The sequence below is a fragment of the Leucobacter denitrificans genome, assembly GCF_014396385.1.
In the GTDB taxonomy this organism is placed as follows: domain Bacteria; phylum Actinomycetota; class Actinomycetes; order Actinomycetales; family Microbacteriaceae; genus Leucobacter; species Leucobacter denitrificans.
This window is the reverse complement of sequence record NZ_CP060716.1, coordinates 45,278-71,201: the sequence shown is the minus strand read 5'-3', so window position 1 is coordinate 71,201 and position 25,924 is coordinate 45,278. Positions and strand designations below refer to the sequence as shown.

The following is a 25,924-nucleotide window of genomic DNA, read 5'->3' as shown; positions in this document are numbered from 1 at the left end:
CTCGCTCTTCGGATCTTCCCTGAAAATCTGAGTGGAACGAGAGAAGTCCTTCGGCGGACGCACCACGCCAGGCGTAGATCGATTGGTGCGGATCGCCCACCGCCATCACAGGCATCCCCCAAAAATGCTTGAGAGGAGTCTCGTCTGCCCCACCGAAGTGTCTTGCACTTCATCAAGCAACACTGCTCGATACCTAGACCGCAGTACCCTGCGCGATTCAGGGGCAGCAGACAGCGTTTGTGTCGCGAGCGAGAGTTGATCGGAGAAGTCGATCAGTCCTCGGCGTTGCTTCTCGGCCGAGTAGAGGCGGGCAAGCCTTGTGATGAGAGGAGTTTCGGCGAGCGCTTGCACCGCATCACGCACGGGCGCATACACTTTGCCGCTCGGCGCATCAGGCTTTTCTTTCTCGTTGTATGGCAGCCGCAGCACACCACGGAACTCCTCTACGACCTGATCTACGCGATCGAAACTCGTGAGATGGTCGGCGACCATTCGATCCATCTCGATCATGTGTCTGATGAGTGTTGACGCACTGAGGTCGCTCGTCACGAGGTCAGGGTCTTTGCATGAGTACAGCGTTTCGCGCGCGACACGCCACGCCATGGCTTCATCGATCACGACCGCGCCCGGAGCAAGGCCAGCTGCCACACCGAATTCCTGGAGCACACCAGCAGCAAAGGAGTTATAGGTACTCACCTCTGGCAGATCTAGCCCGTCAGCCAGCACAGTACGAAGCGCATCGGCTCGCGTGCGCTCGGCATCGGAAAGCTCTCCGAGTTCTGCAAGGTTCTCGAGGCTCGCACTGAATCCGGTAAGACTGCGGACAATTCTTTCCCGCAACTCGCCAGCGGCCTTCCGAGTAAAGGTGAGCCCTAGGATTTGCTCTGGGTCGACGATTCCGTTGGCTATAAGCCAGACCACCCGATTCGCCATAGTTTCGGTCTTGCCGCTTCCGGCGCCCGCAATGACGAGAGTGCTCCCCTCGAGAGGATGCTCAATGACGGCACGCTGTTCGTCGGTGGGAGTGATCGGCTGCTGCCCCGGAGGAGTGAGAATCTGCGCGATTCGCGCTGCTGAAAATACCGGGTTCATCGTGTCAACGGGGCTCACGCGTGGCTCACCGCCTGAATAATGTGCAGCCTGCAATTGCCTGGTTTGTGTGGATCGGAGCAGTGGTGCTCGATCCGCGCAGTAAAGTTGCTGGCCGCCATGACTTCAGCAACATCTGAAACTCGTTGCATTAGCGCAGCTTTCCGCTCTTGCGTGAGTTCGGCTTGTTTTCGCTCAACGAATCCCTTCCCATTTGCCGAATCCGGATGCACATAGAGGAGCTTCGCCGAGGTCTGCAACTGTGCTTCGTCGCTACCTTGTGTCTCAACTTCCAACGCACCGAGTGAAGCGCCAAGTTGATATGCCTGCAACTGCACGTGCTCTTCTGCGGCTGGCCCTGACACTGCGGTCTTACCTGTCTTCAGATCAACCACCTGCACTTCTATACCCTCGGGGGTCGGGCGAGCCTCAATGCGGTCAGCAACACCTCGCAATTGAGCATTCCCAATCTGCACACTAAATCTCGACTCTCGCCCGAGGAGCTGACGGTCTGACACTTCGAACGCGCGGAGATACTCGGAGAGCCCCTGGGCCATCTGCTGAGCCAACCGCTGCATACGCTCTGACTCCCATTCGGCCTGGAACGGAAGTTTCTTCCATTCTGCATTGATGGTTTCGAGCAGTGCCTCTGCGTCAGTGTTTTCTGCTGTCTCCAGTGCATGATGCACCAGAGTGCCCAGGCTCGCCTGCACATTCCCCGATCCACCGCCGAGTGCGGCAATGACCCAATCGAGCGCACACTCTTCGGCCCGCTCAAGTTGAGACGGACTCACGGGAATTGACTGTGCGGTGTCACCACTTGCTCCGGCAAAGAGTGGAATGTCACTCGATGCCGGCAATACGCCATACCAATCGTCAGGGTGCGCACCCGGAACAGCGGCGAGCGCAAGTTCGGTCAGCGACGCGACGGCATCGACACCGTCTGGGTTGGTAACTACTTGTCTACGTTTTTCGGCGGTCACCCCCCGTAGTGTGAGACGGGCGCTGGGCAGTTCTTGGGTCTCGAACGCTTCCCCGAATGCGAAGAACGGGCTCGGGTATTGCTCATCGTCGGCAACTGCAACAACCAATAGCTCTTCTGTCGCGCGGGAGCACGATTGCAGAAAGAGTCTCAACTCATCGTGGATCGTTTCTCGCCTCGATGCAGGGAGGGCCTGGCCGCCACGCAACCACCGCTCAAGCGCAGCTGTGCCAAGTAGTGAGCCATGTGCGCGCACATTCGGCCAGGCTCCCTCCTGCACTCCGAGCACGGTCACTAGCGCGAACTCACGGCCGACAAGCCCCTGGGGAGTCGTCACTGTGATGGTGTCTCGCAAGCTCGATTGCGCGAGCGAATCTTGTGGAACGGTACTCGCTAGTAGTTCTTCTAGTAAATCTTCGATCGGCTGCGAGCTGTTTTGCTCCTCGTGGCGCTGCAGCGCGAAAAACAGGCCGAGTGTCGCATCAAGTGAACGGTTCGCGTCGTCTGCGGTTGAACGTCTTCCTGACACCGCATCTCGCTGCCACCGTTCTGCCAGCTTCGTGCCTTCCCAAAGTGCCCACAGCACTTCTCTCGGGGTTCCGCCACTCGTATGCGTTCGCGCCCCAGAGCGGGCAATTTGCCCGAGCTTACGAATCGCTCGCCCGCCAGCGCTGTCGGGAACCCGACCCGTGTCGGGGAACATGAACCCGTCGTATATAAGCTCATCGATCGAGAGCGCGTCTCGCTGTTCGGCCCGGGCTGCCCGCCGCTCTTCGATGAGCATTGCACCGCGCAATCGACGAACAGCCACAGCATCGAGTCCGCCAATCACACCACCGGCTAGCTGTAGTATCGCGGCCGCGTCGAGCGGACGAATGCCCAATGCGTGCTGTAAAAGTACAACGAGTTCACGAACAATTGAGTGTTCACGCAGCACAACACCACCGGCCGCAACCCCGGCCGGTACCTGATGCATAGCGAGTAAGCGCGCCACCCGACTCGCTTCGGCGCGGGACCGGCATACGACAGCCATATCATCCCACTTGAGCTGACGAGTCCCACCACCGATTCCGAGCCTTCTCGCGCGCATTCGATGAGCAATGACGCCCAACTGTTCTGTTGACGACGCAACACGGGCAAACTCCACAGCGTCAGCGTCTGCAGCGACTGAACTGCTCGCTTCACGTTGCGCCCCACCACCTGAGACTCCGAGTCGCTCAGAGAGGTCTCGAACGAATCCTCGAATAGTTGGCCCGTGCCGAAACACGGTTTCGAGAACGACGACTTGTTCGTCGTCACCTGCATGGTTTTCCCAACCTCGGCGTGCGAGTTCGCCGTGAACTCCTGCCAAGATGCTTGTGCGCTCCCCCTGAAAAGCTCCGGTTGAGGTGTCTGGGTCGCCGAACACCCAAACCGCGCTCCCTCTCATCGCACAGGCGGTGAGCAGCGCGAGCTGCCCCTCGCCGAGCTCTTGCGCGTCGTCTACGAGGACCAGCATCGGTGCGCTCACAGCGCCCGACCGAATCAAAGCTGCCCCGCGCCGCAACAGGCTGCTAGCACTCAACTCACCAGGTCTCGTCTTCGCAAGTACCTCGCCAACCTCTGTGAGCAACGCGAGCCCCTCATCCCATCTTGCTGAGATAGCTGGATCAGGAAACCGCGTATAGATTTCAGTTCGTGCTCTGACACTCAGCTCAGCAAGCTGCACCCGCATGTCGACCGGGTCGATATCGAAGTCATCAAGCACGCGTGCGAGTTCACGAAGTTCTGCTCTGAAAGGTGCACTGAGCAATACCTCAGGCGCGAGGCGAGAAGCTTGCGAATCGTGAGACTCACCCGGCGCATCGATGTAAGCACCGACAACTTCTGAGATCGTTTCATCGTGTGCTGCACCTGTCAGCAGACGCGGCGGTGGATCACCAAGCTGGGCGGCGTAGCTATTAAGGAGGGAGAACGCAAACGACGACGCTGTGCGCACAGGTACACCGGCGAGCACTCGTCGAACCCGCTGCTCAACGAGTGTGCGCACTCGAGACGCCACAAGTCGGTTCGGGGCGAGAACGAGGAGATCTGCGGGCTGCCAGCCAGAGTTCTCGAGTATGTTCGCATAACTTTCGACGAGCAGGGTGGTCTTACCTGTTCCCGCAGCACCAATAATTCGTGCGTGCCTACGCGCATCGAGGCCGAGGACACGCGACTGGGCGGCATCGAAACTGATCATAGATTCAGCCTAGTGAGAGGGTCGGACAATCGGTTTCTCACACTCATGCCATACTCGTGGGGCATTCTCAGTGCACGCACGTCTACTCAAAGCGGAGGAACAATGACGCAAGCCGACAGCTCGACAGCTATCGCGCAATCCGGTACTGCAAAAAATCGGCAGTTGAAACCAAAACCAAGGCGTCGTGGGCTTCGCATTCTCGGCTGGGTATTCGTCTGCATCGTCGTTATCGCACTCATTGCAGCGGGCCTCGGCGTTTGGACTGTGCAGCGCTCGTTCCCCACAGTGAATGGCACGGTCTCGGTCGAAGGGCTCGCCGACGAGGTCAGTGTGCAGCGCGATTCACACGGCATCCCAACCATCACGGCCGAGACCTCCGACGACCTCTTCTTCGCCCAGGGGTATGTGCACGCGCAAGACCGCTTCTGGGAAATGGACTTCCGCCGCCATCTCACAAGCGCAAGGCTCTCTGAGCTGTTTGGAGAGTCGCAGCTTGGAACCGATGTGTTTCTGCGCACGCTCGGTTGGCATCGCGTCGCAGAGCAAGAGGTGGAGGCTCTCGATGCCGAGACGCGCAGCTACTACGAGGCATACGCAGACGGAGTAAATGCCTATCTCGCAGAGCGCCAGGGGGCCGAACTTTCTCTCGAATACTCGGTACTCGGGCTTCAGAACTCTGACTATGCCCCCGAACCGTGGGAGCCCGCTGACTCAGTCGCTTGGCTCAAGGCTATGGCCTGGGATCTCCGCACGAATATCGAAGATGAGACTGCCCGCGCACTTGAGGCTCAGTTTCTCGACTCGAAACAGCTCGAAGACTTGTATCCTGGATATCCGTTCGGCGAGCATCCGGTGATCCTCGCGGACGATCCTGCTGGCGAAAATGTTCTCGCCGCCAACGCTCATGCTTCTATAACGGCCTCTGATGCGCCGCTCGGAGATCGTCTCGACAGCGCAGTCGCCGCAATGGGAGGAGTGGCACTTACCCAATTGCTCGAAAAAGTCGACAGCATTATTACCGCTCAGGGTGAGGGTGTTGGATCCAACTCTTGGGTCGTCTCTGGGCAATACACCGCAACTGGCGAGCCTTTGCTCGCAAATGATCCACATTTGGGTGCCGAACTCCCATCGGTGTGGACGCAGATGCAACTTCGCTGCGCTGAGCTCACAGATGAGTGCCCGTTCGATGTCGCGGGCTTCAGCTTTTCGGGCCTCCCCGGCATTGTCATTGGGCATAACCAAGACGTCGCGTGGGGCTTCACGAACCTCACTACCGACGTAGCGGATCTGTTTATTGAAGCAACAAGTGGCGATAGGTATTGGTACGACGGTGAGTGGCGAGATATGACCACTCGCGAGGAGACAATTCGGGTCGCCAACGGCGAAGACACGGTCTTCACGGTACGCGAGACGATCCACGGCCCCGTGGTCTCTGGTCTCACAAACGACTTCACCGCGATCGCGGCCTCGCCATTCACAGAAGAGGCAGACGGCACGATCATCGCTCTCGATGCAGCGGCACTCCCCAGGAGTCAGACCAGGCTGAGGCGGCGGTTGCTCTGCGCTGGACTGCGCTCGACGCAGGAAGCACAGCGAAGGCGATATTCGCACTGAATATCGCAGAAAACTTCACTGACTTCCGCACTGCAGCGAGCCTCTTTGATGTGCCAGCGCAAAATCTTATCTACGCTGATACATCAGGAAACATTGGATATCAGGCTCCCGGCAGACTCCCCATTCGCGCAGATGGGCAGCAGGGCTTCCTGCCGACGCCTGGTTGGGACAGCAGCTTTGACTGGCAGGGCTTCGTTCCGTTCGAGGAACAACCCTGGATCTACAACCCACGATCTGGCTACATCGTCACGGCAAACAACGCGATTGTGAACGATGATTACCCACATTTCCTCAGCCGAGACTGGGATTACGGGTACCGCGCGGCACGTATTGCCGAGCTTATCGAAGAGCGGATCGCAGAGGGTCCCATCGCAGCAAGCGACCTGGCCGAGATCCAAATGGACAACGAGATGCCCGCCGCAGACACACTCAAGCGCGCGTACTCAAGTTTCAGCACAGACGATGATGCGCTTCAATCGGCACTCGATCTTCTCGCCGATTGGGATGGCCAGAACGATTTAGATTCCGCCGCCGCAGCCTTTGCAAATGTGCTCTGGGAGCACGTAACCGCCGAGCTAGTTGCGGGGCACGGAGGCGATATTCCAAGAGACGACCAGTCGCGATTTGCGCGCGTATTCGAACTACTGCTCGCCGATCCACAGTCTGGATGGTGGACTGAAGGAAACTCGGCGTCGCAGCAAGAATTGCTTGAGGTCGCCGCGAATCAGGCGCTCGCAGAAATTCAAGAACTGCAAGGCGAAAACCTGGCGAATTGGAACTGGGGAGAGCTACACGCACTCTCGCTCACTCACGGAACGTTCGGCGAGAGCGGCATCGCCCTTATCGAGGCACTCTTCAACCGTGGCCCGTATGAGGCATCGGGTGGATCAGGGGTGGTGAACGCGACAGGTTGGGAACTCGGGCAGGGCTACGAGACCGTTACGGTGCCCTCGATGCGCATGGTGATTGACGTGTCGGATTGGGACGCCTCGACCTGGCAGAACCTGACGGGCCAGAGCGGTCACGCGTTCCACAAGCACTACACCGATCAGACCGAAGGTTGGGCGCTGGGTGCACAGTACGCCTGGGTGTACACGCCGGAAGCGGTGGATGCTGCCACGACAGACACGCTGATCTTGCGCCCCACCGAATAGCAGCACCTGACCGGCCCGGTGATGCGCTGACGGCGAACGTGCACCGGTTTCAGGCACCGTGTGAGCGAGTCACGAATACACTCGAGGAAGTAGAAAAGCCAGTGAGCCAGGAGGCAATTGTGGAAGTACGGATCGGCATCAATCAGTCGGCGCGCGAGCTTTCGTTCGAGACCGACGCCTCGGCAGACGAGATCCGCGAGCTGATCCAGGCCGAGGCCGAGGGAATCGTGGCACTGACCGACACCAAAGGTCGCCATTTCCTCGTGAATCGCGCCGCAATCACGTATGTTGAGATCGGCACCGACGCAGCGCGCAAGGTGGGCTTCGTCAGCTAACCTGAGCGGCACTCACGCGCTCGAGAAGCACGGCAACTTCCAAGTGACCCGTATGCGGGAACATGTCGAAGAGCCGTGCTTCTTTCACATGTAGCGACGGCATGCGCTCGAGGTCGCGTGCGAGCGATGCCGGGTTGCAGCTCGAATAGATGACATGGTGGATCGGCGAGCGCTCGATCCACCCCGCAAGTTCTTCGCCAATGCCGCGCCGTGGCGGGTTCACAATGACCAGTTCGGGCATTTCTTCGCGCGCTAGTGAGACCGCGAAATCAGTCGCATCCGCCGCGAAAAACTGGGCGGGGATCCCCGCCTCTTTCGCACTCCGCTTTGCGGATCGAATCGCCTGTTCACTTACCTCCACACCGAGCACCCTGCGGGAGCCCGTTGCACCACTCGCAGTGAACAGCGCGAATCCCCCGACGCCACAGTAAAGGTCTAATACCGAGGCGGGGTCTATGCGATCCACCCACTGTGACGCTTGATTGTAGAGCGCGGTCGCCACCTGCGTGTTGGTTTGGAAGAAGCTCTGTGGGCGCAGGTGCAGTGTGATCTTTTGCGTCTCGCCGGCAAGCTGCATGGCGAGTGCTTCGCCGTGCAGTGTCACCTCACGCTCTCCTTCGAGCACAGCCTTGTGTTCTGGCAGCAGATTGACAGAGATCACAACGGCGTTCGGCAGAGCCTGGCGAATCCTTGACAGTTGGCGCTTGATGAGGCCAAGCCCGTGTTCGGTGCGCACCACGAATCGAACCATCAGCTCGCTCGAGAGGTTCGCTGTAACATGCACGTACTTCAGTTCGCCACGGCGTTTTGGAACGAGGTACGGTTCAATCCCAGAATCGTTTACGAGAGCCTTGAGCGTCGGAGTCACAGAGCGAATGACATTCTCGTGAATGAGGCACTCACTGAGATCCACCCCCGACCATTCACGATCGAGGATGCCGAGCGTCACGTCACCAGCCTCGCCACCTACAGCGAGTTTCGCACGGTTTCGAAACGCTCTCACACCCCCACCTACTGGCGGAAGCCAGGCCTCGCTCGGTATGCCCGGCAGAAACTCAGTGCAGCGGGCTTGCTTCTCCTCGAGTTGCGCCGAGATTGGCGTCTCAATGAAGGTGCATGAGCGGCACACTCCCGCAGCGAAATAGTCGCAGTGAGGTGGGCTCAGGTCGATCGACGTATTCACGAGCGCCGCCTATGCGGTGAGGCCAAGCCCGTCCATACGACGAATGTGATCGGCGATGAGCTCGGTGAACACTGGCTCGACCTCGCTCTCGACGAACTCACGCTTCTCACTCAGCGCGAGCACCGCGCGTGACACTAGAAGCGTGTCTCCGACGAGACGCCGCCCCCAGACTGCGAGCCAGTGCGACAGCTTCCGGTCTTCCTCAAGCGCCTGTGCGAGCAAACCACGAAGCGCTTCTCGCCCCTCACCACCGCCGAGGATCGATATTCCCTCAGTGCGATACGAATCTTTGAGTCCCTCAGCGAGACTCGCGAAGAACCCGTCAAACAATCCGCCGACAAGGTAGAGCGAGAGCACGTGCTGGTGCCAGTCGTCAGCGTCGATCCGCTCGACATAATCGTCGATGACCTTCGTGTAGGGCCGCATGATGGTGTGCGGTTCGTGGCCGCGCCTGCGAATCTCGTCGGCAAACTTCTGGTGCTTCGCGAGCGTTTCGCCAGCGACTCGGGCCAGGGTCTCCTTGGCCTCGAGGGTTGCTGCGCCCGAGACTCCCCTGGTCGCCGCTTCATAGAGCTCGAGTTGCAGGTAGGCGGTGAGGCCAAGGAACGGCAGAATGCCTGGTGCGAACTCAGATAAGTCAACGCGTTCGGCTTCATTCTCTTCGTCGCGAGACTGCAGCCGACGCGACGGCGCCTGTTTTGCGCGCAGCCCTCTGATCCACTCGAACACGCTGTAAGTGTACCGTCGCAGCACCGAGTCCGAGGAATACCGCGGGAATCACGGGGAAATTGCGCGTCTCGAACTAGACTGGCCTCGCACGTATGTATTTCGTCGCTGCCGCTGGAGCCGCGACAGCTGCGCCCTGATCGATGGACGCGTAGCAATGCACAATCGAACAGAACAGGACGCAACGTGACCACATTCCTCGAATTGGGCGTAGATCAAGACATGGTCGACGCACTTGCAGAGAAGGGCATCGTCGATGCCTTCCCAATCCAAGAACAGACAATCCCTCTCGCAATCACTGGCCAAGACATCATCGGCCAGGCGAAGACAGGCACCGGCAAGACGTTCGGCTTCGGCCTTCCGCTGCTTCAGCGCGTGGGCGAGAATCCCGAGCCGGGTGTGCAGGCACTGGTCGTCGTGCCAACGCGCGAACTAGCGGTGCAGGTATTTGAAGATCTTGAGCTTGCTGCGAAGAACCGCGGCGCATCCGTCGTGCCGATCTACGGCGGCAAGGCCTACGAGGGCCAGATCGACCAGCTCAAGGCGGGTGCGCAGATCGTTGTCGGCACCCCCGGCCGTCTGCTCGACCTCGCGAGCCAGCGTGTGCTGAATCTCGCAAACGTGCGCGAAATGGTGCTCGACGAGGCAGACAAGATGCTCGACCTCGGCTTCCTCGCCGACATCGAAAAGCTCTTCTCAAAGACTCCCGCTACCAGGCACACCATGCTGTTCTCGGCAACGATGCCCGGCACAATCGTGTCACTCGCGAGGCGGTTTATGTCGAAGCCGATCCACATTCGCGCTTCAGACCCCGACGAGGGCGCGATGCAGGCGAACATTGAGCACAAGGTGTACCGTGCGCACGCCCTCGACAAAGACGAGGTCATCGGTCGAATTCTGCAGGCTGAGGGTCGCGGCAAGACAGTCATCTTCATGCGCACGAAGCGCGCGGCGGCCAAGCTGCAAGAAGAGCTTGTGGATCGCGGCTTCTCAGCAGCATCTGTGCACGGTGACCTCAATCAGGATCAGCGCGAGCGCGCGATGGCTGGGTTCAAGTCAGGCAAGAAAGACATTCTCATCGCGACCGATGTTGCGGCCCGCGGAATCGATGTCGATGACGTCACGCACGTAATTAACCACACCGTTCCCGACGACGAAAAGACCTACCTCCACCGGGTCGGTCGCACCGGTCGTGCGGGGCGAACCGGTATCGCCGTAACGTTCGTCGACTGGGCCGACATGCACAAGTGGGCGCTCATTAATAAGGCGCTCGATTTTGGGGTGCCCGAGCCTGTGGAGACCTATTCGTCATCGCCGCACCTCTACAGTGAACTCAACATCCCTGAGGGCTCGAAGGGCCGCCTCAAGGCGACTCCGGTGAAAGAAAGCGCTCCGCGAAAGGAGCGCGAGGGCTCAGGCGCAGAGGGCGCGGGGTCTGGCGGTGGATCAAGCCGCTCACGCACCCGCAATCGCAAGCGCACTCGCGACGCGAACCCACGCGGCGGCGGGCGCGGTGAAGCGCACGGTCACGAACAGCACGGCCACGACCTTGAGGGCAAGGGCGAGCCCGGTGCACCGCTGCCGGGCGAGGCAGGTTCGGGCGAGGAGCAAGCGCCGAGGCGCCGCCGTCGCCGCCGTCGCACCAACAATTCTGCGGCAGCTAGTGCACCAGACTCTGGTGCGCAGGCTTCGCCGGCTGAGCCTCAGCCCGAGGCCTAAGCCTCCCCCGTTTACTGCGGAGTCGCGACCTGCGAGCGAATGCGCTCAACAAGGTCGCGACTCGAACGCTTTTCGCCAAGCCTGTTTGGTTTACCCTCGCCGTGATAATCGCTCGAAGCGGTGACTTCTAACCCGAGTTCAGCTGCCACCTTACGAAGTGGCGGGAGCCAATCTTCTCGGTTCTCTGGGTGCTCAAGTTCGATACCCCACAGCCCAGCTTCGACAAGTTCTCGCACGATTGCGGGCGTAACTGGCGTACTCTGACGCACTGCAACTGGGTGAGCCAAAACCGGCAACCCGCCTGCCCGTCGCACGAGCGCGATCGCGTCAGGCATCTCAAGCGCATAGGTTGGAACATAGTAGGGCGACCTCGGGTGCAGCACCTCGGCGAACACCTGGCTCCGATCCGCAAAATACCCTGCCTCAACGAGCGCATCGGCGATGTGCGGCCGACCAACCGCGATCGTCTCGGTGCTTCCCATGACGTACTCCCACGAAATATCGAAGTCTGCGGCGAGCAGCTCGACCATGCGGCGAGCGCGGGTAAAGCGAGCATCCCGCACGCGTTGCAACCCCTCGAAAAGCTCGTCAGCGCGTGGATCGACGCCGTACCCGAGCAGGTGCCGCGACTTCCAGTTGTGCCGCGTTGTCACCTCGATGCCCGGCAAGAAATCAATACCGTGAGCGCGGGCTGCCGTGCGCGCCTCGTCCCAGCCTTCGATCGTGTCGTGGTCAGTGAGCGAGAAGCCCTCGAGGCCAAGTGCAGCCGCTTCCGCCGCGATCTCTGCGGGCCTCGTCGTGCCGTCTGAAATGAGTGAGTGGGTGTGGAGGTCGTATCCACCACTTAACTCCACCGCGCTGCTGGTCATTGCTTCAGTCTATTCCCGACCCTCAGGTCGAGATGGGAGGATGGGAGCATGACCGAGCAGGCGAACGCTACCCACGAAGCTGAGATCGACAACAGCAACCGGAGCACCACTCCAACTTCAGACAACTTCCTTGACTACATTTCGTCGCACTGGGCGGAGCGAGTCGATGAGCTACCAGCAGAGCTACCCGCTGCACCATACGCGAAGCTACGTCGTGAGCGTCTTGCTGCGCAGTTCCCCGCCACTCGACTCGTCGTTGCTGCTGGACAGCTCAAGCAGCGCTCGAACGACACTTTCTACCCGTTTCGTGCGCACAGCGCATTCGCGCACCTCACCGGGTGGGGCTCTGACTCTGAGCCCGGAGCGATCTTGACAATTGAGCCCGGTGGCGCAGCAAAGCTCTATTTCCGCGAGCGCGCGGGGCGCGATAGCGACGAATTCTTCGCGAACCCCGAAATCGGTGAGTTCTGGATCGGACCCAGGCCCTCGCTTGCGCAGGTCGCGGCTTTACTCGGCCTCGAGACCGCGCACCTCGACGAGTTTGTCGCTGCAGATGGCGACCTCACGCTCGAAGACGACTCGTTGGCGCGCGCAGCTTCTGAGCTGCGACTTACTAAAGACGCGTTCGAGATTTCAGAGCTACAGGCCGCTGTCGACGTGACTGCGAAAGGCTTCACCGAGGTCTTCGCGTCGTTTAACGAGGCAACATCACACCCCAGGGGCGAGCGCATCGTCGAAAGCGTGTTCAACCACCGCGCGCGCCTCGACGGCAATGAGGTGGGCTACGAAACGATCGCTGCTGCAGGCGCGCACGCCTGCACACTTCACTGGATCCGCAACGATGGCCCGGTTCGTGAGGGCGACCTTCTCCTCCTTGATGCCGGTGTCGAGCTTGATAGCCTCTACACCGCTGACATCACGCGTACGGTGCCCATCTCGGGTACGTTCACCGAGCCGCAGCGGCGCGTCTACGAAGCGGTGCTCGATGCGGCAGATGCGGCGCGCGCGATCGTCAAGCCCGGCATTCGTTTCGGCGATGTGCACGATGCCGCGATGGCCGTGATCGAGCGGTACACACGCGAGTGGGGGCTGCTCCCCGAGCCCGACGGCACCGCGTATCACCGTCGCTACATGGTTCACGGCACGAGCCATCACCTGGGTCTCGACGTGCACGACTGCGCGCAAGCAAAGCGCGAGCTGTACCTTGATGGAAAGCTCGAACCCGGCATGGTGTTCACGATTGAGCCCGGGTTGTACTTCCAACCCGACGACCTCACGGTGCCAGAGGAGTTGCGCGGCATCGGCGTGCGGATCGAGGACGACATTGTCGTCACCGAAGACGGGTGCGTGAATCTCTCAGCTGAGATTCCGCGCACCGCCGACGACGTTGAGCGGTGGATCCAGAGTGCGAGGCGACGCTCCGCCTAGGGCTACTAAGCCTGGGTGAGTATTCGGCGCGCTTCGTGCAGGTGCGATGGATCGGTGACAAGGTCGTAGCGAGTCGCGACCATCTGCATGACCGACGAGAAATCTCGGCGGTTACGGTTCAGTGCGTATGAAAGCAAACCGAAGAGCATGCCGAACCCAGCACCGATGACGATCGCGGCGAGGAACACCCCGCCGATACCCGCGTTGTCCGGCTGAAAAATAAACAGCAGCAACCCGAGGAAGAGTCCGAGGTACGCACCCGAGAGCGCACCCATCCATGCGACGCGACCGTAACTCAGTCTGCCCGTCACCCGTTCGACACTGCGCACATCGTTGCCGACGATCGACACTTGCTGCACAGGGAACCCGCTGCGGGCGAGAATGTCTACCGCGTGCTTTGCATCGAGGTACTTGTCGTACGTCGAGATGATCTCCCCCGTCGGCAGTTCAGGGGGCAGTGGCGTGCGCGAAGAGGAAAAACCCGGGCTACTCATGCCTTGATTCTTCCACAGCTACTGATCCACTGGGCCGTATACCGGGTGCACGTTTGTGAATTCACGATTTGTGCAGCCTGAGCGCGCGGCGAACGATACCTTAGAGGGGTGACTACTTCTAGGGTTTTTGTCGGTCGGCTTGCGGGCCGCGGCGTTTTCAATCCTGTGGGTGACCGGATTGGCAAGGTTCGCGACGTGCTTGTCGTATACCGTGCTTCGACGGCGCCGCGCGTTGTTGGCCTCATCGTCGAGATTCCGGGTAAACGTCGAGTATTCGTGCCCATCGGGCGCGTGACCTCGATTGGGTCGGGCCAGGTGATCACGACGGGCCTCATTAATATTCGCCGGTTCGAACAGCGCCGCAGCGAATCGCGCATGATTGCCGAGATGATCGGCATGCGCGTGTCCCTCCTTCCCGAGAAACCAGGCCAATCTGCGAGCCCTGCCGTCGTTGAAGATGCGGCGATTGAGCGCACCCGATCTGGCGAATGGGTGGTTTCAGAACTATTCGTGCGACTGCCGAAGACCGCGTCTGGCTTTGGTCGTGGCCCCGCGCGCACGGTGCGGTGGGGCGACATCCAGCGTCCGAGCCAGTCAGATGAGCATCATTCGGCGGAGCTGCTCGTGCAGACGCTTGTGGATCTCAAGCCGGCGGACCTCGCAGAGTCGTTGCTCGAGCTTCCACCCAACCGCATCGCGAAGGTAATCGATGAGCTGCAAGATGAGCGCGTTGCCGATGCGCTTGAAGAGATGAGCGAGACCGATCAGCTTTCGATTCTCGCCCTCATTCCGTCGACTCGAACCGCCGATGTTCTGGATCGGATGGATGCTGACGACGCTGCGGACCTCATTTCTGCGCTGCCGACGGCCCAGGGTGAAGAGCTTCTCGACCTGATGGAGCCAGAGGAAGCGGAAGACGTGCGAAGGCTCCTCGAGTACGAGTTCGACACCGCTGGCGGCCTCATGAGTCCGACACCGATCATCCTCGCGGCCGAGTCGAGCGTCGCAGAGGCTCTCGCTATGATCCGCCGCGCGGAGATTCCACCAGCTATGGCATCTGCGGTGTATGTGACGCATCCGCCGTATGAGACTCCGAGCGGTGAGTTTCTCGGTATGGTGCATTTTCAGCGCATGCTGCGGTTCCCGCCGCACGAGCGCATCTCGGCGCTGCTTGACTCAGAGATTGAGGCGGTACCGGTTACCGCGAGTGCGGCTGAAGTGTCGAGAAGACTTGCGAGTTACGACCTCGTAGCTATGCCCGTTGTCGACGAGCATAAGCGTCTGGTCGGAGTGGTAACTGTCGACGACGTGCTCGATCACCTGCTTCCAGACGACTGGCGTCACGCTGATGATGAAACCGACGCCGCCCAAACCGATACCGCTCAGACCGACACCGCAAAGGGGGCACAGGCATGAGCTTCTTCAAGCGAAACACTGGCCTCGACGCCCCTCGCTCTGCGCGATCCGCCCGTGAGCTTCGGCGCTCTGGCTCTGGTAGCAACGAACGATTTGGTCGCTGGACCGAGAGCATCGCTCGAGGCATGGGCACCCCGTGGTTCTTGGCGTTACTTACGGTGTTTTGTGTCGCATGGCTTGTGTGGAACACAATCGGCCCCATGGAGTTCCGATTCGACTCCGCTGCACTCGGGTTCACTGCACTCACCCTGATCCTCTCGTTGCAGGCTTCGTATGCTGCGCCGATGATTCTGCTCGCGCAGAACCGCCAAGACGACCGCGACCGCGTGCAGATTGAGCAAGACCGCAAGCAGGCTGAGCGAAACCTTGCAGACACCGAGTTTCTCGCGCGCGAGGTTGTCGCACTAAGGCTCGCGATCAAGGATCTGCCCGATCGCGACTTTGTGCGCCAAGAACTCAAGGCGTTGCTCGCCGAGCTTGCGGCAGAAGAAGTCGAGGGTTCCTCGCAGCAACCAGAGTCGGCAATGGGCCCAGAATCGCCACAGGGCCCAGATTCGACGCGGCATGATCAGGTGAAGCCCGGTGAGTGACGAACCTCTCCCGACTTCACCACAGAACGCTATTGAACAGCAGGTCTGGAATTCACTCGCCCGAGTAATTGATCCCGAGATCCACCGCCCGATCACTGAGCTCGGCATGGTGGATCGAGTGCGTGTTAGCGACCAGGGAGTCGCCGACGTCAGTCTTAAGCTCACCATCGCTGGGTGTCCCGCGGCGAGGCGCATCGAGTCTGACGTGACCGAGGCGACCCTTGGCACCGCGGGTGTGAGCGAGGCTCAGATCGACGTAGGGGTGATGAACCGCGAGGAGCGCCAAGCGTTCATCGAGCTCGTGCGCGGATCCGGTAGGCCGATGCAGTTCGGTCCCGATTCACTCACCCGCGTCATCACTGTGACGAGCGGAAAGGGAGGCGTTGGCAAGTCGTCGCTCACGGCTTCACTCGCGGTGTCTCTCGCAGCCCAAGGACTCACCGTTGGGCTCGTCGATGCCGATGTGTTTGGGTTCTCCATCCCTGGAATCATGGGGCTGAGCAAAGACGGTGTGACCGAAGCCCCGACCCGGGTCGGCGACATGATCCTTCCCCCGGAGGCACACGGTGTGCGTGTCATTTCGATCGGAATGTTCCTTGGTGACGCCGATCCCCGATCCACTGCCGTGTCGTGGCGCGGCCCCATGCTGCACCGCACGATCGAACAGTTCTTGCGCGACGTCTGGTTCGGCGACCTCGACGTGCTGCTGCTCGACCTGCCGCCCGGAACCGGCGACGTGGCGATCAGCGTGGGGCAGCTGCTCCCCCAGGCCGAAGTGCTCGTCGTAACGACTCCGCAAGAGGCCGCGGCTGATGTGGCGGTGCGCAGCGCACTCGTCGCGCGTCAGACCGGCCAGAAGGTCGTCGGTGTCATTGAGAACATGGCGGGCCTCATTCAGCCCGACGGTTCGGTGCTCGAGATTTTTGGCTCGGGCGGTGGCAAGGCAGTTGTGGATCGGCTGAACGCCAGCGAGAGTGCCGAGGGCCAGCAGGCGGTGCGGTTGCTCGGCAGCGTTCCGCTCAGCCCGCAATTTCGTGAAGGAGGCGACGGCGGCACGCCCACCGTGCTTTCGCATCCCGAGGATCCGGCGGCCGTTGAGATCATTCGCATCGCGCGCGAAATCGCTGCTCAGGGCAGAGGGCTCGCCGGAAAGAGTCTCGGACTGAGCCCAACGTAAGCGCTTGAACGAGACCTTGTTGGTCAGGTTGCTTCGTCGTCGAACCGAACCGTGACTGGCGATCCGTCTTTTGCAATGCCTTGCTTGGCGCGCCGCGCTGCAGCGATTTCCTCAAGGCGTTCTCGTCGCGCCGCAAGCTTTGCCTCGCGCTCGTCTTCCATGAGCGCGTCGCGCACGATTCTTCTCGGGTCGTACTGGCGTGGATCGAGTTGCTTCCAGTCGACGTTGTCGTACTCGGGGCCCATCTCCTCTTTAAGCCGATCCTTCGCACCATCTGCCATCTGCTTGACCGAGCGCACAAAATCACCAAGTTTTTTCGCATACATCGGCAGACGAGTAGGACCGACCACAAACATTGCTATCACCAAGATGATGAGAATCTTGTCGAATGTCAGGCCGCCCATACGATCATCGTAGTTCAGCGCGGCGGCCGATGACCACTCGGCGAGCCAAGCACCCAAAAGGTCCCTGTGCAACTATCCTAAACATGACAGAAAGTCGGAGGTCTCGTGAGCAAGCTCGAACGGAATTGGCAGTACACCGAACAGTACCCAACGGAGACTGACGTACTCGTGCGCGCCCGACGCGTTTCGCTCGAGCTTGGAATCGAGCCTGTGTCTCGCAGCGTATCGTCGCAGCTCTCGGCGCTCGCCGTGCTTACTGGCGCTCGCGCTATCTGCGAGATTGGAACCGGTGTTGGCGTGAGCGGTTTGTCATTGCTGCGTCACCGGCCAGACGCCATTCTCACGTCGATCGAGATCGAACCCGAGTACCTCAAAGAGGCGAGAGCCATGTTCGCCGAGGCTGGCATTCCCGCTTCTCGGGCACGTCTCGTCGAGGGCGACGCTCGTCACATCATGCCGCGCCTGAACCTGGCTGCTTACGACCTGGTGGTGCTCGACGCTGACCAGGCGCAGCTGCTCGAGTACTTCGAGCATGCTCTCGGGATTGTTCGCCCGGGCGGTGCGATCCTTGTGCCCGGCGCTCTATCTCACGGTCGAGTGCCTGACCCAGCATCGCGTGACGAGGCGACCCAGGCGCTCCGCGACCTCCTCGCGGTTGTCGCCGAATCAAACGCGGTCACGGCGTCGCTCTCCCCCGCCGGTGACGGGCTGCTCACCGTGGTGCGCCTCGACGGTTACCGGTAATCACTCGACAAAGTTCTCGCGTTTTGGGCGATATGACGCGGTGATACTGCCACGAGCTGGCTAGGAGCGCACTATCGAGTGAGCTTTCTCCTGATTGTCATCGCTCCTGCTACTGAGCAAGCAATCCCCGCAAGCATAATGAGAATGAACGTATAGTTGCTCAACTGTGCCGTTACTCGTTCCGCCGCACCGATCGCCGTACTGGCTGCTTCATCGGCTCTATTGCCCGCCCACATGCTTACGCCTAAGGCAATGAGTGTCAGCATCACCGCAATGATCCAGGCAATATTCTCTCGCTTCGCTGAATGAGTCATATTCATCGGACTTTCACTAAGTTCTATTGACCGGTCAGGAATCCACACTAAACCGATCAGAAGACTTCGGATCGGTCATATTGCCGAACTCAGTAAGACTCTTGAGTCCTTTACGTACTTGTAGAGCAAATTTACGTAGACCAGGGACGATAAGGAAGAACGCCGAGCATGCACGCAAAAACCTCCGGCAGGAGGGTATTCACCCTGAACCTGCCGGAGGTTTATGTTTGAGGCGGTGAAGCCGCTATTACGCGGTAGCCGCCATTCAAGAAACTACGTTCTAGCCGTCGAGCACTCCTGCGAGCACATCGCGAAGCTCCGCGGCCTCATCATCGTTTACTGACACCACCAGACGACCACCGCCTTCTAACGGAACCCGCACAACGATGACGCGGCTTTCGCGCACCGCTTCCATCGGTCCGTCTCCAGTTCTCGGTTTCATCGCCGCCATGACGCCTCCTCGCAGTTTGGTCTTACCCCTCTATTATCTCCTTTCCGCGACGACTGTGGAAATCCTTGTGAAATAGAACGGCGCAAATTCGCCAATGTGACGAGCTACGACAGTGAGTCGAGCACGTTTCGATCCCACACCGACATGACAATGAGGGTCTTGGTACCCGCCACGATGGGTGTCTTGCGGATCGAGTTCACCACCTGCTGCAGGTGATCCACATTGCGCGCACGAAAGCGCACAAGACCATCGGGGTCGCCGGCGATCGTGTAATATTGCTGAATCTCGGACACCTCCTTCGCGATCTCTTCGAACTCTCGCGCTTCAACCCCGCTCCGCAACCGGATCTCGGTAAAGGCATCAAGTTCACCTGCCGTCGCATCATCGATCACGGTGACATATCCGCGGATCGTGCCGTTCGCTTCGAGGCGCTCAATGCGTCGCGCGACCGACGCTCCTGAGAGACCAACTTCGCGCGCAATCTCACTCGCGGGCATTCGCGCATTTCCACGCAACATTCCGAGAATTTTGCGATCAACCTCATCCATGGGCAGCCCTCACAATCTTTCATGCCCCGAAAACTTCATTCATAAATAACCCAATTCTACGCATCACATACACACTCATTGAAAGGAATGCGCACATATATTGAGCAACCAGTTCTCTCGTGACATGGTGATCTCAAGACATCGAGGTCGAAACAGAAGGAGCACGACATGCCTACAACACGCATTTTCACTTCCTCTGAGCACGCCGAGCTTCTCGAGCTCGTGCGCGATATCGCGCGCAAAGAACTCGCCCCGAAGGCAGCTGAGTTTGAGCGCGAGGAGCAGTTCCCACGCGATCTGTTCCGATTCCTCGGCGAGCTCGGTGTACTCGGACTCGCCTACCCGGAAGAAGATGGAGGCCTTGGCCTTCCCGCAGAGGTCTATCTTCAGGTCACCGAAGAGATCGCATCGGTCTGGGCATCGGTCGCCGTGGGCGTCTCGGTGCACGCGCTGAGCTGCTACCCCATTGCCATCTTCGGCTCTGAAGCGCAGCGCCGTCGCCTTCTGCCCGCCATGCTCGACGGCACCACGCTCGGCGCATACTGCCTATCTGAACCCCACGCCGGCTCCGATCCCGCGGCTATGACTACAACCGCTCGCCGTGATGGTGACGAGTATGTGATCGACGGCACCAAGGCCTGGGTCACGCACGGCGGGGTCGCTGACTTCTATACCGTGATGGCCCGTACGAGTGGGAAGCCGGGTGACCACCAGGGCATCAGCTGTTTTGTTGTACCCGCAGATACTCCCGGTATCGAGGCAGATGCTCCCGAGCGCAAGATGGGGCTCTCAGCCTCCCCAACTGCGTCGATCCGCTTCGAAAATGTGCGGGTGCACGTGAGTCGCCGCATCGGCGAAGAGGGTGAGGGGCTCAAGATCGCTCTCTCCGCACTAGACTCCGGGAGACTCGGCATCGCCGCCTGTGCGACAGGACTCGCGCAGGGCGCGCTCGACGTCTCGCTCGAGTATGCGAAGCAACGCGAGACATTTGAGAAGCCCATCATTCAGCACCAGGGTGTTGGGTTCATGCTCGCCGACATGGAAACGGCGATCGTTGCATCGCGATCCACCATGCTCGCGGCGGCGAGGCTCAAAGACCAGTGTCTCCCATACTCACGAGAGGCCTCAATTTCGAAGCTACTCGCAACCGACTCAGCGATGCGAGTCACGACCGACGCGGTGCAAGTGCTCGGCGGGGCCGGCTACACCCGCGACTTCCCGGTCGAACGATACATGCGCGACGCGAAAATCATGCAGATTTTCGAGGGCACAAATCAAATTCAGCGCATGGTGATTTCTCGGCACCTCGAACGCGGTGGATCGGGGCAAATCCACACACTCGAACATCGCACCCAAGCGGCGGAAGCTCAGATCACGCCTCGGCGCGCCGCGTAACCGCTCAGATCCCCAAAGAGCTCCCGAGCAAGCACCCCTCCCTTCAACAGTACGAATGCCCCGAGCCAACGGCCCGGGGCATTCAATCTTTGTGCGGCTTAGCGGCCGAGGTGTCGCTCAGGCGACCCCACGTACAGCTGCTGCGGACGGCCAATCTTGGTCTGCGGATCGAGGCGTGCCTCGCGCCACTGCGCGATCCACCCAGGCAGACGACCGATGGCGAACAGCACGGTAAACATGCGTGTCGGGAAGCCCATAGCCTTGTAAATGACGCCGGTGTAGAAATCGACGTTCGGGTAGAGCTTGCGCTCCTTGAAGTAGTCGTCTTCGAGTGCAATCTGCTCAAGCTCTTGCGCAAGCGCGAGCAGCGGATCGTTCACTCCAAGCTCCGACAGCACGCGCTCGGCGCTGTCTTTCACGATGCGCGCACGCGGATCGTAGTTCTTGTAGACGCGGTGCCCGAAGCCCATCAGCTTCACGCCGTCTTCCTTGTTCTTAACCTTCTCAACGAAGGTCTGTACGCTCTGACCAGAGTCGCGGATCTGCGCGAGCATCGAAAGCACTGCCTCGTTTGCACCACCGTGGAGTGGGCCCGAAAGTGCGTTGATGCCCGCAGAGATCGATGAGAACATGTTCGCACCCGTGGAACCAACGAGTCGCACGGTCGAAGTCGACGCGTTCTGCTCGTGGTCAGCGTGCAGAATAAGCAGCTTGTCGAGTGCATCAACAAGCACCGGATTCATCTCGTAGTTCTCTGCCCGGTTGCCGAAGTTCAGGCGAAGGAAGTTCTCTACGAAGCTGAGCTCGTTCTTCGGGTACAGGAACGCCTGGCCGATTGACTTCTTGTGCGAGTACGCCGCAAGCACGGGAAGCTTTGCGAGCAGGCGAATGGTGTTCACCTCAACGAACTCGGGAACCGCAGTGTCGAGCGAGCTCTCGTAGTACGTAGACATGGTCTGCAAGCCGCCCGAAAGCATCGCCATTGGGTGTGCGGTGTGCGGCACAGCCTCAAAGTAGTAGCGCATGTCTTCGTGCAGCAGCGTGTGGCGGCGGATCTCTTCGTCGAACGCCGCGAGCTGATCCGACGTTGGCAGCTCGCCATAGATCAACAGGTAGGCAACCTCTAGAAAGGTTGAACCCTGCGCTAGCTCGTCAATTGGGTATCCGCGGTAACGCAGAATGCCCTGCTCACCGTCGATGTAGGTGATATCTGACTTTGTCGATGCTGTGTTCACAAAGCCGTAGTCAAGTGCGGTGTAGCCGGTCTGCTTCGTTAGCGTGCTGACGTCGATCGCGCCAGGGCCATCGACAGACGGAAGGATCGGCAGCTCAGCCGTTCCACCCGGAAAGCTTAGGGTTGCGCTCGCCGGGGCCTGGTGTGATTCGGTCACGTCGTCTCCTCATGAGGTCTGAACAGGCGGCACCCATCGTAAGGGTGACGCCCCAATTTACCCTACCTGCAATTCAGAGTTTAACGAACAACATGGCAAGATCATGCCGGAAAGAGACAGAAACTATTTCGACATCGAACAAAAATCAGTCGCCCTGAGGAGGCAATACCGCGACCACGGGATGATCAAAATCGTAAACACCGACCTTCGCGGCCCCGCCCGGCGAACCAATCTCATCGAAGAACTCGACGTTCGCCTTGTAGTAATCAGACCACTCAGAAGGAAGATCGTCTTCGTAGTAGATGGCTTCGACGGGGCATACTGGCTCGCATGCCCCACAGTCGACACACTCGTCAGGGTGAATGTAGAGCATGCGCTCACCCTCGTAGATGCAATCGACCGGGCACTCATCGACGCAGGCGCGATCTTTCACGTCCACGCAGGGAAGTGCAATCACGTAGGTCATGAGGCCCGCCTTTCACTCAAGAGATCAGATACCCCCATCTTAGCGATCGCACCGCCACCAAACTGCGAGGCCACTAAGCGACGACTTCAGTTCCAATGCCGCGCTCAGTGAAGATCTCAAGCAGCACCGAGTGCGGCTCGCGTCCATCAATAATCGCTGCCTTGGGAACCCCGCCGCGCACAGCATCGAGGCAGGCTCGCATCTTGGGGATCATGCCGGATTCGAGGGAGGGAAGCATCGCCTCAAGTTCGCTCGCCGTGATCGAAGATACGAGAGAATCACGATCCGGCCAATCAGAGTACAGACCCGCGACGTCGGTGAGTATCACGAGCTTCTCAGCGTTCAGCGCCGTCGCGAGCGCCGAAGCCGCCGCGTCTGCATTTACATTCAATGACTCCCCCGGGTTATCGACGTCAGGGGCGATCGAGGAAACGATAGGAATGAGTCCTGCATCAATCATGCTGTGCAGCACCTCCGGGCGTACGCCAACGATGTCGCCGACGCGACCGAGATCCACCGTCTCGCCATCGACCTCGATGGGCGGGCGACGGCGGCCAATAAACAGGCCAGCATCTTCGCCCGTGGTGCCAGAAGCGAGCGGACCGTGCGCGTTAATTTCGTCAACGAGCTCAGGATTCACTTTGCCGGTGAGCACCATGCGTACGACGTCCATAGTTTCGGGCGTGGTTACGCGATAGCCCCCCTTGAACTCGCTCTCAATCTCAAGGCGTTCGAGCATGTTGCTAATCTGTGGCCCGCCTCCGTGCACAATAACAGGACGAATGCCGGTATGCCTGAGGTACACCACGTCCTCGGCGAATGCCCGAAGTAGTGCATCATCGACCATCGCGTTGCCACCGAATTTGATGACCATGATGCGATCACGAAACTTCTTGAGCCACGGAAGTGACTCAATGAGCACTGCGGCCTTCTCGGCTGCGGAGCTCTGACTTGCGGGCGGTGCGACGTCAGTCATTCATTTTCCTAGCTCGAGTATGCAGAGTTCTCATGCACGTAGTCGTGCGTAAGGTCGTTCGTTCGCACTGTCGCAGAGAACGAACCCGCGAAAAGGTCGATCTCGACGTGCGTTTTGCGAGGCGTAAGGTCGCAATCGGTGACTGGGCGATCTGGGCCGCCAGCGTGACAGAGACGCACCCCATTGAAGCTCACGTCGACTGCGTATGGATCGAAGTCTGCTTGCGTGGTACCGATAGCAGCGAGCACGCGACCCCAGTTCGGATCATTACCAAAAATCGCTGCCTTAAACAGATTGTTTCGAGCCACACTGCGCCCAACCTCGACCGCATCTTCGATCGAAGCCGCGCCGCGCACCTCGATGTCGATGTCGTGGCTGGAGCCCTCTGCATCGGCCTGGAGCTGGGCAGCGAGGCTATCGCACACCTGCGCTAGAGCCTCGGCAAACTCGGTCTCGTCGGGAGTCACGCCAGACCCCCCGCTCGCGAGCAGCGTCACCTGGTCGTTTGTGGACATACACCCGTCTGAGTCCAAGCGGTCAAAGCTCTCGGCGGTGGATCGGCGCAGTGCCCGGTCAAGCGCATCGCTATCAAGCGCCGCATCGGTCGTGATCACGACGAGCATTGTGGCAAGTCCTGGAGCAAGCATGCCTGCTCCCTTGGCCATAGCTCCTATCGACCACCCGTTGCTCTGGTGCACAGCGGTCTTCTCTACGGAGTCGGTTGTGAGAATCGCGGAGGCGGCCACCGTATCCTCGCTGGAAAGCGCCGAAACAAGTTTTGGAATATTCGTCACGATCTTGTCGCGAAACACCTGATCCCCCGACCCAATGAGGCCAGTGGAGCACACAAGAATGTTCTCTGGATCGGCACCAATCTCTGTCGCGACCGCGACCGCCGTCAATCTCGTAGTCTCATACCCGAACTCACCGGTGAAGCAGTTGGCCCCTCCAGAGTTCAACACGACGGCGCGAGATGGACCGTTCTGAATAACCTTCTTGCTCCAAATGATCGGATTCGCCTGCGCACGATTCGACGTGAACACCGCTGCGCTTGCTGGTTCGGGGCCGTCGTTCACGACGAGCGCCAGGTCTGGCTTGCCCGTGCTCTTCAGGCCGACTGCAATGCCAGATGCACGAAATCCTTTGGGTGTCGTGACGGTCACGGTGCTACTCCATTCACGCTCAACCCAGTTGTCTCTGGGATTCCAAGAGCAATATTTGCAGACTGGATCGCGGCACCTGCGGTGCCCTTTGCGAGGTTGTCGAGCGCCGCAACAACGACGGCGCGGCCTGCTGCTTCATCTACTGCGAGACCGATGAGACAGGTATTTGCGCCGAGCGTATCGGCGGTGCGTGGAAATATGCCCTCGGGTAGCACATGTATGAACGGCTCAGCGGTGTAGGCGTCTTCCCACGCTGCCCGCACTTGCTCAGCGGAGGTGCCCGGCACGAGACGTGCCGTCGAGGTCGCAAGTATTCCGCGGCTCATGGGAACCAGCACCGGGGTAAAACTTATCGTCGGCTCAGTGGTCGCGCCGGCACCTTTCAGCGACTGCTGAATTTCGGGGATGTGCCGGTGAGTGCCACCCACCGCATACGGGTTTGCGGTGCCCATAAGTTCGGCACCGAGCAAGTGAGTTTTAGCCGCCTTGCCAGCGCCCGAGGGACCCACTGCGAGCACGCTCACGATGTCGTTCGCTTCGATAACTCCTGCTGCAATACCGGGAGCGAGTGAGAGAGCAACTGTCGATGCGTTACACCCCGGGGCTGCGATGCGACTCGACTCCGCCAAATACTCACGCTGCCTGGTCCAGATCGGTGTTCCGTCTGCTGCCTGCTCGGCGAGGATGAGCTCTGGCACACCATACGTCCAGGCGTGGTGGTGTTCTCCCCGTAGAACTTCGCCCAATCGTCAGCGCTCGCCAACCGGTGATCCGCACCACAGTCGACAACGAGTCGGACGCTCGTAAGCTGCTCGGTGAGTTCGCCAGAAGCCCCGTGCGGGAGTGCGAAAAACACGACGTCATGCCCATCGAGCACCTCAGGCGTGGTCTCTTTGAGGGTGAGGTGAGCGAGTGAGCGGAGATGGGGTTGCGACTCGATGAGCGGCCTGCCCGCGCTCGAGTGTCCCGTGACCGTGCGGATCTCAAATTCCGGGTGTTCAGCAAGCAGACGCAACAATTCGCCGCCCGCATACCCGCTCGCACCCGCGACCGCCACACTATAAGTCATTGCCGC

Annotated in this window: 24 protein-coding genes and 2 pseudogenes; 10 read left to right on the top strand and 16 right to left on the bottom strand. The window is 59.9% G+C overall.

Annotated features, from left to right (window positions below; translation table 11 throughout):
- Positions 1-61: 61 nt before the first annotated feature.
- The 3 genes and pseudogenes from H9L06_RS11880 to H9L06_RS00360 all read right to left on the bottom strand — a co-directional run.
- A pseudogene (locus tag H9L06_RS11880) lies at positions 62-106 on the bottom strand (hypothetical protein); the annotation flags it as partial.
- Positions 106-1,110: a UvrD-helicase domain-containing protein gene (locus tag H9L06_RS11650; protein ID WP_281381626.1), complete on the bottom strand. Its 1,005-nt coding sequence runs from the start codon at positions 1,108-1,110 to the stop codon at positions 106-108. The pseudogene H9L06_RS11880 and the gene H9L06_RS11650, both read right to left, overlap by 1 nt.
- Positions 1,107-4,292 (bottom strand): UrvD/REP family ATP-dependent DNA helicase, encoded by a 3,186-nt coding sequence (locus H9L06_RS00360; RefSeq protein ID WP_187555358.1) that lies wholly within the window; start codon positions 4,290-4,292, stop codon positions 1,107-1,109. The genes H9L06_RS11650 and H9L06_RS00360 overlap by 4 nt, the downstream gene beginning before the upstream one ends.
- Positions 4,293-4,394: 102 nt before the next feature.
- On the opposite strand from H9L06_RS00360, the gene H9L06_RS11645 reads away from it, so the two are divergent.
- From H9L06_RS11645 to H9L06_RS00350, 3 genes are all read left to right on the top strand, one after another.
- Entirely contained in the window at positions 4,395-5,906 is a 1,512-nt protein-coding gene (locus H9L06_RS11645; protein ID WP_246454412.1) for a penicillin acylase family protein, read from the top strand.
- 50 nt (positions 5,907-5,956) lie between these two features.
- Complete coding sequence (locus H9L06_RS11640) at positions 5,957-7,060, top strand: penicillin acylase family protein (RefSeq protein ID WP_425489990.1); 1,104 nt, start codon at positions 5,957-5,959, stop codon at positions 7,058-7,060.
- Positions 7,061-7,161: 101 nt separating this feature from the next.
- A complete protein-coding gene (locus H9L06_RS00350) occupies positions 7,162-7,395 on the top strand; it encodes a DUF3107 domain-containing protein (protein WP_246454411.1) in 234 nt (77 codons plus the stop codon).
- Here the strand turns inward: H9L06_RS00350 and H9L06_RS00345 are convergent.
- Together H9L06_RS00345 and H9L06_RS00340 are read right to left on the bottom strand one after the other, a co-directional pair.
- A complete protein-coding gene (locus H9L06_RS00345; RefSeq protein ID WP_246454410.1) occupies positions 7,388-8,578 on the bottom strand; it encodes a methyltransferase domain-containing protein in 1,191 nt (396 codons plus the stop codon). The two genes, H9L06_RS00350 and H9L06_RS00345, sit on opposite strands and share 8 nt — an antisense overlap.
- Positions 8,579-8,587: 9 nt before the next feature.
- Complete coding sequence (locus H9L06_RS00340) at positions 8,588-9,307, bottom strand: ferritin-like fold-containing protein (RefSeq protein ID WP_187555357.1); 720 nt, start codon at positions 9,305-9,307, stop codon at positions 8,588-8,590.
- Between the two features lie 183 nt (positions 9,308-9,490).
- Between H9L06_RS00340 and H9L06_RS00335 the strand changes: the two genes are divergently transcribed.
- Complete coding sequence (locus H9L06_RS00335) at positions 9,491-11,023, top strand: DEAD/DEAH box helicase (protein WP_246454408.1); 1,533 nt, start codon at positions 9,491-9,493, stop codon at positions 11,021-11,023.
- Between the two features lie 11 nt (positions 11,024-11,034).
- Here H9L06_RS00335 and H9L06_RS00330 read toward each other — a convergent pair whose 3' ends face one another.
- Positions 11,035-11,892: a PHP domain-containing protein gene (locus H9L06_RS00330; protein WP_187555356.1), complete on the bottom strand. Its 858-nt coding sequence runs from the start codon at positions 11,890-11,892 to the stop codon at positions 11,035-11,037.
- Positions 11,893-11,940: 48 nt separating this feature from the next.
- Here H9L06_RS00330 and H9L06_RS00325 point away from each other — a divergent pair, with 48 nt between their 5' ends.
- Positions 11,941-13,320, top strand: coding sequence for an aminopeptidase P family protein (locus tag H9L06_RS00325; RefSeq protein WP_187555355.1), 1,380 nt, complete (start codon positions 11,941-11,943; stop codon positions 13,318-13,320).
- A 5-nt stretch (positions 13,321-13,325) separates the two neighbouring features.
- On the opposite strand, the gene H9L06_RS00320 is transcribed toward H9L06_RS00325, so the two are convergent.
- Positions 13,326-13,814 carry a YflT domain-containing protein gene (locus H9L06_RS00320; RefSeq protein ID WP_187555354.1) on the bottom strand — a complete coding sequence of 163 codons (489 nt, stop codon included), beginning with the start codon at positions 13,812-13,814 and terminating at the stop codon, positions 13,326-13,328.
- 108 nt (positions 13,815-13,922) lie between these two features.
- Between H9L06_RS00320 and H9L06_RS00315 the strand changes: the two genes are divergently transcribed.
- The 3 genes from H9L06_RS00315 to H9L06_RS00305 are packed head-to-tail and all read left to right on the top strand — an operon-like array spanning position 13,923 to position 16,997.
- Positions 13,923-15,230: a magnesium transporter MgtE N-terminal domain-containing protein gene (locus H9L06_RS00315; protein ID WP_187555353.1), complete on the top strand. Its 1,308-nt coding sequence runs from the start codon at positions 13,923-13,925 to the stop codon at positions 15,228-15,230.
- Complete coding sequence (locus H9L06_RS00310) at positions 15,227-15,820, top strand: DUF1003 domain-containing protein (protein WP_187555352.1); 594 nt, start codon at positions 15,227-15,229, stop codon at positions 15,818-15,820. Before H9L06_RS00315 ends, H9L06_RS00310 begins: the two co-directional genes overlap by 4 nt.
- The gene (locus H9L06_RS00305; RefSeq protein WP_246454407.1) at positions 15,813-16,997 is read left to right on the top strand and encodes an Mrp/NBP35 family ATP-binding protein; all 1,185 of its coding nucleotides are present in this window, start codon (positions 15,813-15,815) and stop codon (positions 16,995-16,997) included. Before H9L06_RS00310 ends, H9L06_RS00305 begins: the two co-directional genes overlap by 8 nt.
- 23 nt (positions 16,998-17,020) lie before the next feature.
- Here the strand turns inward: H9L06_RS00305 and H9L06_RS00300 are convergent, their stop codons facing one another.
- Positions 17,021-17,401 carry a twin-arginine translocase TatA/TatE family subunit gene (locus H9L06_RS00300; RefSeq protein ID WP_187555351.1) on the bottom strand — a complete coding sequence of 127 codons (381 nt, stop codon included), beginning with the start codon at positions 17,399-17,401 and terminating at the stop codon, positions 17,021-17,023.
- Positions 17,402-17,506: 105 nt separating this feature from the next.
- Between H9L06_RS00300 and H9L06_RS00295 the strand changes: the two genes are divergently transcribed.
- Positions 17,507-18,145, top strand: a complete 639-nt coding sequence (locus H9L06_RS00295) for an O-methyltransferase (protein ID WP_187555350.1) — start codon at positions 17,507-17,509, stop codon at positions 18,143-18,145.
- A 71-nt stretch (positions 18,146-18,216) separates the two neighbouring features.
- Here the strand turns inward: H9L06_RS00295 and H9L06_RS00290 are convergent, their stop codons facing one another.
- The 3 genes from H9L06_RS00290 to H9L06_RS00280 form a co-directional block, all read right to left on the bottom strand.
- Entirely contained in the window at positions 18,217-18,465 is a 249-nt protein-coding gene (locus H9L06_RS00290) for a hypothetical protein (RefSeq protein ID WP_187555349.1), read from the bottom strand.
- Positions 18,466-18,739: 274 nt separating this feature from the next.
- Entirely contained in the window at positions 18,740-18,910 is a 171-nt protein-coding gene (locus tag H9L06_RS00285; RefSeq protein ID WP_187555348.1) for a DUF3117 domain-containing protein, read from the bottom strand.
- 104 nt (positions 18,911-19,014) lie between these two features.
- Positions 19,015-19,458, bottom strand: coding sequence for an Lrp/AsnC family transcriptional regulator (locus H9L06_RS00280; protein WP_223165202.1), 444 nt, complete (start codon positions 19,456-19,458; stop codon positions 19,015-19,017).
- A gap of 168 nt (positions 19,459-19,626) precedes the next feature.
- On the opposite strand from H9L06_RS00280, the gene H9L06_RS00275 reads away from it, so the two are divergent.
- The gene (locus H9L06_RS00275) at positions 19,627-20,853 is read left to right on the top strand and encodes an acyl-CoA dehydrogenase family protein (RefSeq protein ID WP_187555347.1); all 1,227 of its coding nucleotides are present in this window, start codon (positions 19,627-19,629) and stop codon (positions 20,851-20,853) included.
- 98 nt (positions 20,854-20,951) lie between these two features.
- Here the strand turns inward: H9L06_RS00275 and H9L06_RS00270 are convergent, their stop codons facing one another.
- The 5 genes and pseudogenes from H9L06_RS00270 to argC all read right to left on the bottom strand — a co-directional run bounded on the left by H9L06_RS00270 (position 20,952) and on the right by argC (position 25,918).
- Complete coding sequence (locus tag H9L06_RS00270) at positions 20,952-22,244, bottom strand: citrate synthase (protein WP_187555346.1); 1,293 nt, start codon at positions 22,242-22,244, stop codon at positions 20,952-20,954.
- A 145-nt stretch (positions 22,245-22,389) separates the two neighbouring features.
- Positions 22,390-22,710 carry a ferredoxin gene (gene fdxA, locus H9L06_RS00265; RefSeq protein WP_187555345.1) on the bottom strand — a complete coding sequence of 107 codons (321 nt, stop codon included), beginning with the start codon at positions 22,708-22,710 and terminating at the stop codon, positions 22,390-22,392.
- A gap of 73 nt (positions 22,711-22,783) precedes the next feature.
- On the bottom strand, positions 22,784-23,686 hold the full coding sequence (argB, locus tag H9L06_RS00260; RefSeq protein ID WP_187555344.1) for an acetylglutamate kinase: 903 nt from the start codon (positions 23,684-23,686) through the stop codon (positions 22,784-22,786).
- Between the two features lie 8 nt (positions 23,687-23,694).
- Positions 23,695-24,849, bottom strand: coding sequence for a bifunctional glutamate N-acetyltransferase/amino-acid acetyltransferase ArgJ (gene argJ, locus H9L06_RS00255; protein ID WP_187555343.1), 1,155 nt, complete (start codon positions 24,847-24,849; stop codon positions 23,695-23,697).
- Positions 24,846-25,918 (bottom strand): annotated as a pseudogene (gene argC / locus H9L06_RS00250) (N-acetyl-gamma-glutamyl-phosphate reductase). Before argC ends, argJ begins: the two are co-directional and overlap by 4 nt.
- Between the last annotated feature and the right edge of the window lie 6 nt (positions 25,919-25,924).

Excerpts from the sequence above, each read along its gene's own strand:
- H9L06_RS00360 (WP_187555358.1), bottom strand. The coding sequence starts at position 4,292 with ATGATCAGTTTCGATGCCGCCCAGTCGCGTGTCCTCGGCCTCGATGCG.
- H9L06_RS11645 (WP_246454412.1), top strand. The coding sequence starts at position 4,395 with ATGACGCAAGCCGACAGCTCGACAGCTATCGCGCAATCCGGTACTGCA.
- H9L06_RS00330 (WP_187555356.1), bottom strand. The coding sequence starts at position 11,892 with ATGACCAGCAGCGCGGTGGAGTTAAGTGGTGGATACGACCTCCACACC.
- H9L06_RS00325 (WP_187555355.1), top strand. The coding sequence starts at position 11,941 with ATGACCGAGCAGGCGAACGCTACCCACGAAGCTGAGATCGACAACAGC.
- H9L06_RS00320 (WP_187555354.1), bottom strand. The coding sequence starts at position 13,814 with ATGAGTAGCCCGGGTTTTTCCTCTTCGCGCACGCCACTGCCCCCTGAA.
- H9L06_RS00310 (WP_187555352.1), top strand. The coding sequence starts at position 15,227 with ATGAGCTTCTTCAAGCGAAACACTGGCCTCGACGCCCCTCGCTCTGCG.
- H9L06_RS00300 (WP_187555351.1), bottom strand. The coding sequence starts at position 17,401 with ATGGGCGGCCTGACATTCGACAAGATTCTCATCATCTTGGTGATAGCA.
- H9L06_RS00290 (WP_187555349.1), bottom strand. The coding sequence starts at position 18,465 with ATGAATATGACTCATTCAGCGAAGCGAGAGAATATTGCCTGGATCATT.
- H9L06_RS00285 (WP_187555348.1), bottom strand. The coding sequence starts at position 18,910 with ATGGCGGCGATGAAACCGAGAACTGGAGACGGACCGATGGAAGCGGTG.
- H9L06_RS00280 (WP_223165202.1), bottom strand. The coding sequence starts at position 19,458 with ATGGATGAGGTTGATCGCAAAATTCTCGGAATGTTGCGTGGAAATGCG.
- H9L06_RS00275 (WP_187555347.1), top strand. The coding sequence starts at position 19,627 with ATGCCTACAACACGCATTTTCACTTCCTCTGAGCACGCCGAGCTTCTC.
- fdxA (WP_187555345.1), bottom strand. The coding sequence starts at position 22,710 with ATGACCTACGTGATTGCACTTCCCTGCGTGGACGTGAAAGATCGCGCC.
- argB (WP_187555344.1), bottom strand. The coding sequence starts at position 23,686 with ATGACTGACGTCGCACCGCCCGCAAGTCAGAGCTCCGCAGCCGAGAAG.